15 protein-coding genes and 5 tRNA genes are annotated in these 15,136 nt (G+C 36.5%); 19 read left to right on the top strand and 1 reads right to left on the bottom strand.

Going from position 1 to position 15,136, the window contains the following annotated elements; all coding sequences use genetic code 11:
- Positions 1-17: 17 nt before the first annotated feature.
- The 18 genes from obgE to RWP19_RS03845 all read left to right on the top strand — a co-directional run bounded on the left by obgE (position 18) and on the right by RWP19_RS03845 (position 12,310).
- Positions 18-1,289, top strand: a complete 1,272-nt coding sequence (obgE, locus tag RWP19_RS03930) for a GTPase ObgE (protein ID WP_295207603.1) — start codon at positions 18-20, stop codon at positions 1,287-1,289.
- A gap of 8 nt (positions 1,290-1,297) precedes the next feature.
- Positions 1,298-1,582, top strand: coding sequence for a ribosome assembly RNA-binding protein YhbY (gene yhbY / locus RWP19_RS03925; protein ID WP_024066152.1), 285 nt, complete (start codon positions 1,298-1,300; stop codon positions 1,580-1,582).
- A gap of 66 nt (positions 1,583-1,648) precedes the next feature.
- A complete protein-coding gene (gene proB, locus RWP19_RS03920) occupies positions 1,649-2,770 on the top strand; it encodes a glutamate 5-kinase (RefSeq protein ID WP_314356547.1) in 1,122 nt (373 codons plus the stop codon).
- Between the two features lie 9 nt (positions 2,771-2,779).
- Positions 2,780-4,039 (top strand): glutamate-5-semialdehyde dehydrogenase, encoded by a 1,260-nt coding sequence (locus tag RWP19_RS03915; protein ID WP_314356546.1) that lies wholly within the window; start codon positions 2,780-2,782, stop codon positions 4,037-4,039.
- A gap of 139 nt (positions 4,040-4,178) precedes the next feature.
- On the top strand, positions 4,179-4,793 hold the full coding sequence (gene nadD / locus RWP19_RS03910) for a nicotinate-nucleotide adenylyltransferase (protein WP_314356545.1): 615 nt from the start codon (positions 4,179-4,181) through the stop codon (positions 4,791-4,793).
- 3 nt (positions 4,794-4,796) lie between these two features.
- Positions 4,797-5,366, top strand: coding sequence for a bis(5'-nucleosyl)-tetraphosphatase (symmetrical) YqeK (gene yqeK, locus RWP19_RS03905; protein ID WP_314356544.1), 570 nt, complete (start codon positions 4,797-4,799; stop codon positions 5,364-5,366).
- Between the two features lie 12 nt (positions 5,367-5,378).
- On the top strand, positions 5,379-6,500 hold the full coding sequence (locus RWP19_RS03900) for an LCP family protein (protein ID WP_314356543.1): 1,122 nt from the start codon (positions 5,379-5,381) through the stop codon (positions 6,498-6,500).
- Between the two features lie 12 nt (positions 6,501-6,512).
- Entirely contained in the window at positions 6,513-6,875 is a 363-nt protein-coding gene (rsfS, locus tag RWP19_RS03895; protein ID WP_005386808.1) for a ribosome silencing factor, read from the top strand.
- Position 6,876: 1 nt separating this feature from the next.
- Positions 6,877-7,785, top strand: coding sequence for a S1-like domain-containing RNA-binding protein (locus RWP19_RS03890; protein ID WP_314356542.1), 909 nt, complete (start codon positions 6,877-6,879; stop codon positions 7,783-7,785).
- A 5-nt stretch (positions 7,786-7,790) separates the two neighbouring features.
- Positions 7,791-9,131 carry a Trk system potassium transporter TrkA gene (trkA, locus tag RWP19_RS03885; protein ID WP_314356541.1) on the top strand — a complete coding sequence of 447 codons (1,341 nt, stop codon included), beginning with the start codon at positions 7,791-7,793 and terminating at the stop codon, positions 9,129-9,131.
- A 12-nt stretch (positions 9,132-9,143) separates the two neighbouring features.
- Entirely contained in the window at positions 9,144-10,631 is a 1,488-nt protein-coding gene (locus RWP19_RS03880) for a TrkH family potassium uptake protein (protein WP_314356540.1), read from the top strand.
- 13 nt (positions 10,632-10,644) lie between these two features.
- Positions 10,645-11,241 (top strand): MBL fold metallo-hydrolase, encoded by a 597-nt coding sequence (locus RWP19_RS03875; protein ID WP_314356539.1) that lies wholly within the window; start codon positions 10,645-10,647, stop codon positions 11,239-11,241.
- Positions 11,242-11,291: 50 nt separating this feature from the next.
- Positions 11,292-11,367, top strand: a tRNA-Asp gene (locus RWP19_RS03870).
- A 5-nt stretch (positions 11,368-11,372) separates the two neighbouring features.
- Positions 11,373-11,448 (top strand) — tRNA-Phe (locus tag RWP19_RS03865).
- A 7-nt stretch (positions 11,449-11,455) separates the two neighbouring features.
- Positions 11,456-11,530, top strand: a tRNA-Gly gene (locus RWP19_RS03860).
- Between the two features lie 12 nt (positions 11,531-11,542).
- A tRNA-Cys gene (locus RWP19_RS03855) sits at positions 11,543-11,617 on the top strand.
- Positions 11,618-11,633: 16 nt separating this feature from the next.
- Positions 11,634-11,722 (top strand) — tRNA-Leu (locus tag RWP19_RS03850).
- Between the two features lie 132 nt (positions 11,723-11,854).
- Entirely contained in the window at positions 11,855-12,310 is a 456-nt protein-coding gene (locus RWP19_RS03845; RefSeq protein ID WP_399553579.1) for a DUF523 domain-containing protein, read from the top strand.
- A 94-nt stretch (positions 12,311-12,404) separates the two neighbouring features.
- Here the strand turns inward: RWP19_RS03845 and RWP19_RS03840 are convergent, their stop codons facing one another.
- Positions 12,405-14,237 carry a phosphoethanolamine transferase gene (locus RWP19_RS03840; protein WP_295210453.1) on the bottom strand — a complete coding sequence of 611 codons (1,833 nt, stop codon included), beginning with the start codon at positions 14,235-14,237 and terminating at the stop codon, positions 12,405-12,407.
- Positions 14,238-14,403: 166 nt separating this feature from the next.
- On the opposite strand from RWP19_RS03840, the gene RWP19_RS03835 reads away from it, so the two are divergent.
- On the top strand, positions 14,404-15,129 hold the full coding sequence (locus RWP19_RS03835; protein ID WP_314356537.1) for a segregation/condensation protein A: 726 nt from the start codon (positions 14,404-14,406) through the stop codon (positions 15,127-15,129).
- Positions 15,130-15,136 lie beyond the last annotated feature (7 nt).

Here is a 15,136-nt window from a genome sequence, read left to right as displayed (position 1 = left end):
TGCATAGGAGTTAAAGTATGTTTATAGATAGAGCGCGTGTCTTTGTTAAAGCTGGTGACGGTGGGGACGGTATGTCTAGCTTCCGCCGTGAGAAATACGTGCCAAATGGCGGCCCTAGTGGCGGCGATGGTGGTAAAGGGGCAGACGTTATTTTTAAAGCGGACAAGAATATTAATACTCTTGTGGACTTTAGATATAAACGTCAGTTTAAAGCACCTGCTGGTGGTAATGGTGAAAGCTCTAACAAGCATGGTCGCGGTTCTGAGCCACTTATAATCCCAGTTCCATTGGGCACTGTAATTAAAGAAGAAGAAACGGGTAAAATTTTCTGTGACCTCGTTAATGATGGTGATACATTTGTCATTGCTAAAGGTGGTCGTGGGGGCCGTGGTAATGCACGTTTCCAAACAAGTGCTAACCGGGCACCGACATTTGCAGAACAAGGTGAACCGGGCGAAGAGTTCTGGTTACAATTAGAATTGAAAGTATTGGCAGATGTAGGTTTATTAGGCTATCCATCTGTTGGTAAGTCTAGTATTTTGCGTAAGGTTTCTAAAGCTCAACCAGAGGTTGCAGCGTATCACTTTACTACATTGACACCTGTACTTGGGGTAGTAACCATTTCTGGGGATCGTAGCTTTGTATTAGCCGATATTCCAGGACTTATTGAAGGGGCTAGTGAAGGTGTTGGTTTAGGCCATAATTTCTTGCGTCATGTAGAACGGACTAATATTTTGATTCACGTCCTAGATGTATCTGGTATGGAAGGACGCGATCCAAAAGTTGATTTTGACGCTATTAACGAAGAGCTTCGTAAGTATTCTGAGAAATTAGCTAATAAAAAACAAATTGTTGCACTTAATAAGATTGATATGGTCTTTGACGATACAACAATTCCTGATACAAAAAAATATTTTGAAGATAAAGGCTACGAGGTATTTCTCATCAATGCATTAAGTGGTGAAGGTTTACCAGAGCTTATGGAACGAGCTTACTATTATGTAGAAAATTATGAGCCAGAACCGGAAGCAACTGATGATACAGTTGTATATGAAGCAAAACCAGATGTAGAATTCGTTATTACCCGTGGTGATGATGCTGCATTCTATATTACAGGTAAACGTATTGAACGCTTAGTAGCAATGACAAATTTAAGTGATGATCAATCTCTACGTAGATTCCAACGTATTTGGCGTTTTATGGAGCTTGATGATAAATTGAAAGAGAAAGGTTGTAAAGACGGTGATGAAGTTGTGATTGGTGATCAACGCTTTACATTCCAAGAGTAGGAGTAATAATGACAGGAAAACAAAAACGGTATTTACGTTCTTTGGCAGCAACAATGCCACCAGTAGTTCAAATTGGTAAAAATGGTTTAGAAAACAGCGTTATTGATAGTGCTCGTGCAGCATTAATGGCGCGTGAGTTAATCAAGGTGAAACTACATAATAATAGCCCTGAAGATAAGACGATTTTCCAAGAGTTAGCTGATATGCTTGGTGCTGAATTAGTCCAAGTCATTGGTTTTAACGGTGTTTTATATAAAGCTAAAAAAGAACCTAAAATTATTCTACCTAAGTAAATCGTCATATTACTCAATTTTATAATAGTGGGAACTTCATAACCTGTTTGCCTAGGAGGTTAGTCTATGCGCAGTGCTATCATCGACGCAAAAAGAATAGTAGTTAAAGTTGGCAGTAGTACGCTTTGTTACGCTAATGGTCATTTAAACTTAGAGCGTATTGAACGATTAGTGCGACAATTATCGGATTTGGCTAACCAAGGTAAAGAGGTTATCCTTGTTTCTTCTGGTGCAACAGGAGCTGGTCTTGCCCCTCTAGGATTCAAAGAAAAACCGAGAGATCTTGTATTGAAACAAGCTGCAGCCGCGGTAGGTCAAGGTATTCTTATTCATATGTACGAGCGTATGTTTCGTGAATATGGTCGTACAGTGGGACAAATTCTTTTAACAAAAGAGGATAGCACTGGTCGTCATAGTTATCTTAACTTGCGCAATACATTACATACATTATTGCAACTCAATGTTATTCCTATTATCAATGAAAATGATGTGGTTGCCATTGAGGAGTTTAAGATTGGTGATAATGATACCTTATCTGCTACTGTAGCAGGAATTGTAGATGCGGATTTACTCATTATTTTGTCCGATATAGAAGGATTATATACAGCTAATCCAGCTACGCATCCCAATGCAACATTGATAGATACAGTTTCTGAAATTACTGATGAGACCTATGCGATTGCCGGTGGAGCTGGATCTAATATGGGAACCGGTGGCATGTATACCAAGATAAAGGCAGCCCATATGGCTACCAATTCAGGTGTGCCAATGGTAATTACGTCTGGTGAAGTAGAGGACTCTGTTCGCCGGGTGTGTAAAGGTGAACAAATTGGTACTCTCTTTGAGGCTCATGATGCTGCATTATCAGGCAAACATCACTGGCTCGCTTTTGGTAAACGATTGAAAGGGTCAATCACTATTGATGATGGTTGTGCTCGCGCTGTATTGGATAAAGGGGCTAGTATATTACCTGCTGGTATCATTGATGTAGATGGAGCATTTGGGCCTGGTGATACAATTTCTATTTACTATGATGGAAAAGAAATTGGCCGTGGACTTATCAACTACGGCATTGAAGATATGAAGGCAATTAAAGGTCATAATACAAATGATATAGCTCAAATTTTAGGTATTAATACAACCTATGATGAAGCAGTACATCGTAATAATCTAGTTTTACTACATTGAGGATATCCTATGAACCAGTACGAAGAAATTTGTAAAGATATGGGTCAAAGAGCTAAAGCAGCATCTTTTGAATTAGCTCAAATTGATCAAGGTACTTTAGATTCTGCATTATTGGCAATTGCTGATGCAGTAGAAGCACAAACTGATGAAATCATGGCTGCCAATAAGTTAGACTTAGACAAATCTGGCGATTATAATGTGCCACAAACCATGATTGATCGATTAACATTAACACCTAGTCGTATTGCTCAAATGGCAGAAGGTGTTCGTCAAGTGGCGACTCTTGAAAGTCCAGTAGGCGCTATTATAGAAACAATTATACGTCCTAATGGTTTGACTATTGAAAAGAGAGCTGTACCTTTTGGTGTTATTGGCATTATTTTTGAGGCTCGCCCAAATGTAACCCTTGATGCTGGAGTACTCTGTTTAAAGACATCAAATGCTACTATATTGCGCGGTGGTAAGGAGGCATTCCATACCAATCAAACTATTGTATCTATTATGCGTAATACGCTCGAGTCTTTAGGCATTACACCAGATGCGATTCAATTGGTTGAAGTTTTAGATCGTGATATGGTTGGCGTATTACTACAACAACGTGAATATATTGATGTTGTTATTCCACGTGGTGGAGCAGGACTCATTCGTCGTGTTGTTGATGAAAGTAGTATTCCTGTAATTGAAACGGGCAGTGGTGTATGTCATACCTTTGTTGATGAATATGCTAATTTAGATATGGCGTTAAAAATTGCTATTAATGCAAAGGTACAGCGCCCATCTGTATGTAACTCTATGGAAACTTTATTAGTACATCAAGCTGTGGCTGCTGCATTTTTACCTTGTTTTGATGAGGCGTTACAAGAATATGGGGTACGAATTCACGGCGATAATACTGTAGCTCAATATATGGGTAATATAATTCCTTTAACAAATGATTCTTTCAGTACAGAATATAATGATATGGACTTAAATGTACGTGTTGTTGAAAATCTTGAGGAAGCTATTGAGCATATAAATCGATATTCTACACACCACTCAGAAGCTATCGTTACAGATGAACCAATGCGTGCAAAGATATTCATGAACTTAGTAGATTGCTCTACAGTTTATCATAATGCATCTACACGTTTTACAGATGGTTTTGAATTTGGTTTTGGTGCAGAAATCGGTATTAGTACTCAAAAGCTTCATGCTCGAGGACCAATGGGATTACAGGCATTAACATCCTATAAATACTTTGTATTTGGAGAAGGCCAAGTTCGAAAGTGAAGACAGTATATTACTTAATAAGGGCATACTACAGATATATTCAGACACCAAAAGGTCAATATGAATGGATATCCTATGGAAAAGCTCTGCTCTTATTTATCATTATTTGTGTCATTGTCATTAAGGGTGTGACATTATTATGGTAGAGAAACGTCGTATAGGTATCATAGGTGGAACATTTAATCCTATCCATTTAGGACATTTAATGATTGCAGAGGTAGCTTGTGAAAGCTTTAATCTAGAAAAGGTAATTTTTGTACCTGCCAGGATTCCGCCTCATAAACAACATGATGTAATAGATAGTCGTCATCGATATGCTATGGCGGCTGCAGCCGTATCAGATAATCCTAATTTTGAGATTTCTGATGTAGAGATGCACCGAGAAGGCCCTTCGTATACAGTTGATACTATTCAATATTTTAAAGTTCTTTATGGGCCAAATGTTGAATTTTACTTTATTGCTGGAACTGATACAATTCGTGCGTTACCAACGTGGAAGTTTATTGAGGAATTATTAGATGAAGTCCACTTTATTGGAGCTACAAGACCTGATGGATCAAGTGCAATTAACGAAACATTAGAGATTTTAGGTCCTAAAGCACGAGAAAAAATACATCTTATGGAGGTTCCTGAGATGAAATTATCTGCTACTTATTTACGAGAACGTTTACGCTCTGGTAAAACAGTTCGATATATGTTGCCAAAATGTGTAGTGGAATATATAGAGGAAAACCATATTTATGGGAAGGAATAAAGGATGTTATCGTTTGATGAAATACAACTTACAGTGAGTCAATGGCTGAGCAAGAAACGATTTAAGCATACTCTTGGCGTTGTGGAATCGGCTACTCATTTAGCTAAGCTTTATGATGTTGATGTTGAAAAGGCTAGATTAGCCGCATTACTACATGATTGCGCTAAAGAATTGTCTTTACAGGATATGCAAAATCTTGTAAAAAGTGAATCTTATGAGGTGGATCAAGAATTATTCAGTAATGGCAATCTTCTACATGGCTTAGCTGGTATGATTCGTGCAAAAAAAGAGTTTTCTATATCTGATGATGAGGTTTTAGAAGCTATTCGAGTTCATACGACTGGAAAGATTCATATGTCTACGCTAGATAAGGTGATATTTTTAGCTGACTATATTGAACCTAATCGAGATTTTCCCGGTGTGGATGAGTTGCGTAACGTTTCTGAGCTAGATATAGATAAGGCTGTATTGCTTGGTTTTGATAATACTATTATTCATCTTATAGATCAAAAATTATCGATTTATCCGTTGACCATTCTTGGTCGTAATGATGTGTTACAATCTTGTAAATAATGGAGTTTATATATGGAAGAACGTGAACGAGCAAGAGCTCGCCGTCGTAGAAGAAGACGTCAACAAAAGTCATCTGTTAAATGGCCTAGATTTATAGTAGCTATTATTGTAGTACTTGCTCTACTTGGCGGTATAGGCTATGGTCTGTACACTGGCGTATCTTATGCGTATAGAGCTATTACAGGTACTACTGAGACAACTGATACAGCTGTAGATAATGGAAATAAACAAGATGGTAATACTGTATCTGTAGAACAAAAAGGGTTAGATAAACCATTATACATTCTTGTTGTCGGTACTGATGATAATAACCCGAGTCAAAGTGATAGTTTATTCTTGTTATCCATTAATTTAGATCAAAAAACAATGGATGTTATTGGTATTCCTAGTAATAGTAAAATTGATAATCGAGATCAGACAGATGCAAGTATGCTTAACAGTATCTATGAAAAAGGTGGTATTGATTTAACAAAGGCTGTTATTGAAGATATGTTCCATATCTCAATACCATATTATATTGTGGTAAATCAAAATGCTTTCAAAAAGACTAACGATGTGTTAGGTAATCAACAAATCTATGTAGAACAAAATATGGAACACGTAGATGCAGATGGAAATAAAGATATTGATTTGCAACGAGGCTATCAAACATTAGATAGTGATAAAGCGTTATCCTATTTACGATATTCTGATCCAAAATATGATACATTTACACGTGTACAACGACAAGAACGCTTTTTAAAACTTTGGGTAGAAGAAGAGCATAATGCATTTTTCTTAACTAATGCATGGCATATTTGGCGAATTTGGGATCATTATGATAGTAATATTTCTACCTTAGACGCCATTAAGCTTGTATATAATGCGAGTAAAATTAATAAGGAAGAGATTCATTTCTATATTCTTCCTGGTGAAAAAGAGTTAGTTGGCGATATGACATATTGGAAGGTAAATCCTACAGAAGCACAACGATTAGTAGGCATTACGATGGGAAATTTACCAGCTAATGAAATGACACAATTTGTAACAGCTCCAACTAATAGTACAGCCAAGGTTGCACCTGAATCGGAACATAATGGCGGTACTATTACAAAGCCAACAGAGCCTGGTGATGAGAGTAGTAAAAAACGGTAAAAGGGGAATAGTATGAAAAATAAAGAAGAAATTAAAGAAATCGTATTACAATTAGCACAAGCTGCTTTTGATAAAAAAGGTAGAGATATCGAAATTCTCGATTTGGAAGGTGTATCTATGTTAGGGGATTACTTCCTAATTGCTAGTGCAAACAATATTAAGCAATCTCAAAGTATTGCTGATGAAATGGAAGATAAAGCAGCAGAATTGGGGATGACAGTAAATCATAGAGAAGGTTATCGCGAAGGTGAATGGATATTACTTGATTTCGGCGATGTTATTTGTCATGTCTTTGGTGGCGATGAGTTGCGTGAATTCTACGGTTTAGAAGAATTATGGAATGATGCAGTTCGAGTTCCATTTGAAGGAGTATAATATGGCTACAGAATTGTTGGAAAATACAATTGCCACATTAAAAGTATTGCGCACTAGTGACCAAGGGGCCTTTTTAGATGGTCAAACTGGCAATACAAATGATGATATTTTGCTTCATAAAGATCAACAAACATCTCCTATTGCCATTGAGGATGAAGTAGAGGTATTTTTATATCGCGATCCAAAGGGGCGTTTGACTGCTTCTATGCGACTACCTGCGATGAAAGTAGGTCAAATTGGTTATGTTGAGGTAATTAACACTACAAACTTTGGTTGCTTCGTTGAAGTAGGTACAGAACGTGGTATTTTTATGCCTCACGCTGAGATGCGTGGCCGTCCTCAAGTTGGAGAAAAAGTATGGGTTCGCCTATATACAGATAAATCTGGTCGATTTGCGGTATCTATGGATGTTGATGACGAGATGCGTCGTGCTTCCAAGGCCGCTACAGATGCTAAGGTAGGACAATTAGTAAAGGGTGCTATTTATAACCTAACTAGTGATGGGGCTTTCTTTATTACGCCAGAGCGGTGGATAGCTTTTTTGCATCGTTCAGAAATGACGAGAAAATTAAAGGTTGGGGAAATGGTGGAAGGTCGTGTTACCTTCAAACGTGATGATGGTCGTATTAATGTATCTATGCGTCCTACTAAGGAAAAGGCTCTCATTTCTGATGGAGACATTATAATGGAGTACCTTCTTAATCGTGGAGGTAAGATGCCATATAGCGATGAATCTTCTGCGATGCTGATTAAAGATAAATTTAATATCAGCAAAGCTGCTTTTAAACGTGCCTTAGGGCATTTAATGAAAGAGAAAAAGATTGTTCAAGATGATGGTTGGACACTGTTAACTGAAACAGGACGTCAATGGACACCTCCTGTTAGTAATGAATCACAAGAAGAGGAATAAAGACGATGAAGATTGTCATTGTAGGTGCTGGTAAGGTTGGCTACTCTTTGGCACAACGCTTGATACAAGATAATCATGATGTATATGTTATTGACCGGTCTTCAGAACGTATACAAAATCTTGAGAATACACTAGATGTTAGCCTTGTTCAAGGTAATGGTAGTGATATACAATTGCTCAATGAAATCGGTATGGATGATGTAGGAATGTTTATCGCTGTTACTGATTCTGATGAAGTAAATATGTTATCCTGTGCTGTAGCTAAAATTACAGGAGTTCCTACAACGATTGCTCGTGTTCGAGATAACACCGTAGCAGAACATCTGGATGATGAGATGCGTGCTAAATTAGGGGTTGATTTATTTATCAATCCTGAAATGGTTACGGCTCAAGAGCTTTTACAAATTCTAGAAACTCCATCAGCTATTGATGTAGAAGAATTTGGACAAGGGGCAGTTCGACTAATGGAATTTAAGATTACAGATGAAATTCCATTAATAGGTCAACCTTTGAAAGAAATAAGGTTCCCTGAAGGTGTTTTATTAGTAGGTATTTTACGCTATGGCGAAATGATTATTCCACATGGTGAAAGTATCCTACAAACTGATGATAGTGTATTTTTCTTGGGTTTAAAAGAGTCTGTTGAAGAAGTAGAAAATCTTTGGTTCCATAATCATAATACGTTTTATAAACGAGCTGTTATTATTGGGGCTGGTTTATTAGGTAGAAATTTAACAGTTCTTTTAGAACAGGCAGGATTCTCTGTTAAAGTCATTGAAAAGGATCTTGATCGCTGTGAAAAGCTTGCTAATCTTGTTGATAAATCTATGGTTATTAATGGTGATGCTACAGATTTTGATCTCTTAGAAGCAGAAGAAATTGCAGATAGTGATGTAATTATTGCAGTTACAGATGATGATAAGCTTAACTTGCTCGTTGCTCTTGTAGGTAAGCATATGGGCATACCAAAGACAGTTGTGCGCGTAGGTCGACCAGAATACATTATGCTTATGGAACAAGTGGGTATTGATGTTGTATTCTCGCCACGTTTATTTACAGCGAGTCAAATTTTACGTTTCGTGCGTAGTGGAGAAGGTGTTTTATCTATTTCGACCTTTGAAGGTGGAAAAGCGGAATCTATAGAGGTTGCCATTACAAGTGAATCACCTGTGGCTGGTAAACAATTAAAAGATATTCGTTTACCAGGGAAGGCTTTAGTTGGTGTAATTTTACGTGGTGATGAAGCCATCGTACCACGTGGTAATACTGAAATCTTGGATGGAGATCACATTGTTCTATTTGCGTTACCTGAATCTGTAAGTAAATTACTTAAATATCTTACCTAGTATGGAGGGACTATGCGCATTCAAATTGTCATGTCCTTAGTGGGGCGGTTATTATATATATTTGGGATTTTTACATTAGTTCCTTTTATATATGGTGTCGTATTTGAAACTGCATATTGGTCATTTTTGATTACTACTGGTATTTCATTTGGCTTAGGTGGACTTTTATCCTATTATGGTCATGAAAGTCAAAGCTTTAGTCTCCGTGATGGATTTTTAGTTGTATCAGCTACATGGATATTAACTGTTATCTTAGGTTCCTTACCATTTCTTCTTAGTGGCATATTAACCAATGTATTTGATGCTCTATTTGAGGCTACATCAGGGATTACAGCTACTGGTGCTACCATTATTAATAGTGTAGATGATTTACCTAAGACATTTGTTTTATGGCGTGGACTAATGCATTGGATTGGTGGGATGGGGATTATTGTTCTTATTTTATCGTTCTTAAAGAACTTAGGTGCGGATGCGGCTCATATGTTTAACGCAGAAGCATCTGTACCAAAACCTGGTGTTGTTATGCCTCGTATTCAATCAATGGCTACAAAACTTTGGCGGTTATATGTCGCTTTTACCGCTATTTGTTTCGTTATGTTATGGGCTGGTGGTATAGAGCCTTTTGACGCACTAAATTATGCATTTTCCATTATTGCTACAGGTGGCTTTGCACCTACATCTGCAGGCACATTTATTTATGAACCAAGTAACTATATCTGTTTTGTATTTATATTTTTTATGATACTTGCTGGTGGTAATTTTGCAGTATATTATAATGTACTACAAAAAGGTGTTCGTGTTTTAATTGATGATTTTGAAACACGTATGTATTGGCTAGTTATTTTTATTGGGATTGCTATAATAGCAATTTCGTTGGCAGTACAATCAAATATTAATGATCCAATTCAAATTTTTAGAGATGCTTCCTTTAATCTTGTATCGATTCAAACTGGCAGTGGTTTTGCTGTTAGTGATTATGATTTGTGGCCTGCAGCTGCTCAGATGATGTTATTTATTTCATCATTTTTTGGTGGTTGTAGTGGTTCTACAACAGGGGGCGTAAAAATTATACGTCTCATTATTTTAATTAAGAGCAGTATTATTTATCTAAGAAAATCAATTCATCCTGAAATGGTACAAGTGGTTCGTATCAATGGTAAACCAATGCCTACTAAATGGATACAGATGGCGCAGCAATTTTTATTTTTATACTTAATGATTTATGTTATATCTGTATTCCTTATGACTTGTTCAGGAATGTCCACGTATGATGCTATGCAAATTATAACAGCCTTTTTGAGTAATGTCGGAATTGGCTTCGGTGGTTTTGGTCCTACTGATACATTTGGTAGTATGTCTGATGGTGCAAAATGCGTTGCCATAGCAGACATGTTATTGGGACGTTTAGAGTTATTTACAATTCTTGTTATGCTTCATCCTCAATTCTGGGAAGGGTATTTTATAAAAAAACAATCTTCTAAACGGTATCGTATCCTATAGGAGGGCGAATAATATGGATATTATAAAACGCCCTCTAGGGCTTTATAAAGCAAATTGTTACGTATTAGTTAAAGATAGAAAATCTTTAATTATTGATCCTGGATTTCATAGTAAGCATATAATTGAAATGGTAGGAGATTCTGAACCAATAGCAGTATTATTGACACATGGCCATTGTGACCATGTGTCAGCTCTTGATGATGTTTGTGAGTATTATAATATTCCTGCTTATTTACATCCTTTAGATCAAGAGTTATTACAATTAATTCGTCGTAGACCTAGTGTATATAAAAAAAAGATGTACACGAACTGTATAGATTTAGTGCCTGGTAAGTTAGAAGTAGGACCATTTAAAATAATCGTTCATCACACACCTGGTCATAGTGCTGGCTCTGTTTGTTTGGAGATAGAGGGACATTTATTCTCTGGGGATACTGTATTTAAACAAAATGTTGGGAATACCGACAACTATAAGAGTAATTCTGAGGATTTAATCACTAGTTTGAAGCATATATTAAGGTTGTCAAAGAATTTAATTATCGAGCCAGGACATAGAGAATCTACAACATTAAAAGATGAAGAAGAATTCATCAAAAATATTGTAGGATAGTGTTGACAAAAGTCCTGATAACCGATATACTAAGCAAGTACTTTGGATACGGCCCCGTGGTGTAGCGGTTAACATGTCGCCCTGTCACGGCGAAGATCGTCAGTTCAAATCTGATCGGGGTCGCCATTTATGCCTCGGTAGCTCAGTTGGTAGAGCAACGGACTGAAAATCCGTGTGTCGACAGTTCGATTCTGTCCTGAGGCACCATGTACATGCGGGAATAGCTCAGCGGTAGAGCACCGCCTTGCCAAGGCGGGGGTCGCGAGTTCGAATCTCGTTTCCCGCTCCACTAATTTTATATGGCGGCATAGCCAAGCGGTAAGGCAGAGGTCTGCAAAACCTTTATTCCCCAGTTCGATTCTGGGTGCCGCCTCCACAAAATCGTTACCCATGCCGGGGTGGCGGAACAGGCAGACGCAACGGACTTAAAATCCGTCGGTTGGAAACAACCGTACCGGTTCGATTCCGGTCCTCGGCACCAATTAAGACTAACTTCGGTTAGTCTTTTTTCTTATGTAAATCTAAATTTTAAATATGTATAATCTAAAATATGAGTGTGAGTTTCTTATTAGAATGGTATATCTAAATACGATTCCCTATGTTTAATAAAGTTATGAATAATAAACCAAAATTGTTAATTAGTGAATGTTTATGTGGTGTATCCTGTCGTTATGATGGAAAAGATAATCTTATAGAACAGTTACCGTTGTTAAAGGATGATTTTGATCTGGTAACCGTATGTCCAGAAGTATTAGGTGGACTTAGCTCACCTCGTAATCCGGCGGAACGACAAGGTAAACGTGTATGTACAGCTAATGGAACTGATGTAACCACAGAATTTTATAAAGGAGCTCAAATTGCATTGCATAAAGCAATTCAACAGGGGTGTAAGCAGGCTCTAATGAAAGCAAAAAGTCCTAGTTGCGGTTATAAGCGTATTTATGATGGTACCTTTAGTAAAACCCTACGAGAGGGTCATGGATGTACTGTAGAGGCCCTTTTAATGAATAATATAGAGGTTTATACGGAAGAAGATATTGAACTATTAATGGAACAAAAAAAGAGATGAGTTGTTAACTCATCTCTTTTTTCATGTTAGTGAAACCTAAACTACATTATACTAACATAATAAAATGCTTTTGTATTACTAGAAATATTAAAGTTTATTTTCCTGCGTTTACAGGATCATTAATTAATGGTTGTTCCCCTAGTAAGGTAGTAAGGTTATGTAAATTAAATCTATATTTACCATTACTAAAGTCTCTTGTTGCATCATACCGTTGATTAGGTGCGTGCATGAGACCAATCAATGTGTCATATAGTAAATCATTTGTAAAGTATTGATGTTCGTGTTTAGAAAGTTCTTCTGCTGTTTGAGGATACTCAGCACGATATTGAGGTGATAAATATATCCAGAATGGAATATGAGTCATAACAAAGTCAAATGTATCTGGATTATGAGATTTATCCAAGCTTTCACCATGGTCAGAGAAATACACCATGGCTTGCAAGTTTAATTTTTCCTTACCATAAGTATAAATCTGTTGTAATAACCAGTCTGTATATAATTGGCTATTAGCATATGCTTCTTTGCCATCTGGATATGGACCTTGTTTCCATTTACTAAATTCATGTGGGTAACGGTCATTGTAGTAAATATGACTACCCATAATATGAATGACAATAAAGTTATTTTTACTTGGATCAACAGACTTTAATAATGGTAAGAGTGATTCATCATAACGATCAGAGAAAGCATAGGATTCATGTGACCATTTAGTGGTGTCTGCTGTTTTAGCCATTAATGAAATAGCTGTATCATATTCGCCAAATACACCTTGGTTACTAAACCAAGAAGTAGTATATCCTGCTTTTTTAGCAACATCTAAAATATTTGCAGAATCGAGGAATGGTTTATCATCATATTGATTACGTTCAGATAAAGCACGTTCGAGGGTAGGTACTGTTTGTACGTATGATGAATATGCGTTATCAAAGAAGATAAAATCTTTATTATCTGTACGCATATTGCCTTGCCATGGCGTATCGTCATAAGAGAAGTTTGGATTATATACCTTCATATAATCACGAGAACTAGATTCACCAATAACTAATATGATAGTCCCTGGTGTTTTATTCGCAGAGGTTTCCTTTGTATCCAAATTGAAGGAATCAAATACTAAATGATGGTTATCATTATATTGTTGCATTTGTTTTACATAGTCACCAGCTGCAATCCAGTTTGCTACAATACATGTTTTTGGGAATAAGAAGAATGGTACGTATACTAAGAATGCTACTATGGATACAATGAGCAATGTGGAGCGCATAGGTCGTGTAGTATTTAAGTTTACTACTGCTTTCATTCCAAGATTAGACCAGTAGAGTAGATAAGTCCATAGTACAAGGCCAATACCAACAGCAATAAGACCAGGAATACCAGCAGCGTTTTTTAAGAAACCAAATGCTTCTTCAGGATTTGTCATATATACTGCTAGTAAACTAGCTGGCGTTAAACAATGCCATGTAGTTAGATAGTATCCTATTTGTAAGAATGGAATAAGGCTCAATATCATGGTAATGATAGCCATGATTAATGATGTGGTTTTATGTAGACGATTCGTTTGGTTTAATAAAAATTGAATCCCTGATAAACCCATAAAGATTAATAAGCCAAATAAAAAGTCATTAGCGAACTCATAAAAATATAGAGGTTTTACATAGGACCAGTGGAACAGAAGTGGGAATGTAAGGGCCCAAAGAATACCGACTAAGCCATATCCCAAAAATGGTCTATGAAAAACGGTACATCCCATAAAGTATTGAAATAAAAAAGTGCCTACAATTGTTGGTACTGCTAAAATCGTTATATCTTCCACATCTAAACCTAGTGTAATAGGTTCATAGATGAAAAATAGAGCTATATATAAAACAATACCAATGATACCAAATCGAAAGATGGGGTTTCTCCCAATTTGCTTTAAACTAGATGACATAATAAATCCCCTCTTGAAGGAATACACAATAATTTATTTCTATAATATATAATAATTACTATAATAAAGATAGCAGATGACTGTAAAAAAAACAATTATTTGAAAGTACTACTATAAATGCTTTATAATTATATAGTTAAAGTATATTTTCTAAGGATTGGGGTTTATGGGAGATTATAATTACAAGTTGGATGTCTTTGAAGGTCCTTTGGACTTGCTTTTACATCTTATTGAAAAACATAAAATAGAAATCACCGATATTCCTATCGTTGAAATTACGAGTCAATACTTGGAATATTTAGATAATTGGAATTATTTTGATATTCATTATAGTAGTGAATTTCTTGTAATGGCTTCTACTTTGTTACAGATTAAATCGCGTATGTTATTACCTAAAGCTGAACCTGAGCCAGAGGATTCTGAAGATCCACGTGATGAATTAGTAGCAAAATTAGTAGAGTTTAAAAAAATCAAAGATTTTACAGCTTTACTAATGGAACGTACGGCTGTATCCACCAATATATTTAGTAGACCTGAAGAAACAAGCGTACTTGGGTTAGATAATGTATATAATTTAGAACTTTCCCGATTATATGAGATTTTTTATCAGACTATAAAACGCGCTAAGGAGTTACCTGAAGAGGAGCCTATTCGCGAGGTTAAGGTTGAAAAAGACAGTTATAGTCTAGAGGATATGATTTTGTCTTTATCTAGTCGTGTTCGACGTGGTGAAAGTTTATATTTTAGGGAGTTATTAGTAGCAATTGAAACAAAAAGTGGTATGGTTACGATCTTTATGGCTGTTTTAGAATTGTTGAAGCAACAAGTTATGGAAATGCGCTATGAAGAGGATGATATTATGTTCACTGCAGCTTTAGAAGGTACCGTATAGAAAGGGG

The organism is uncultured Veillonella sp., from assembly GCF_963522475.1.
Taxonomy (GTDB): Bacteria; Bacillota; Negativicutes; order Veillonellales; family Veillonellaceae; genus Veillonella.
This window is presented reverse-complemented; position numbering and strand designations above follow the sequence as displayed.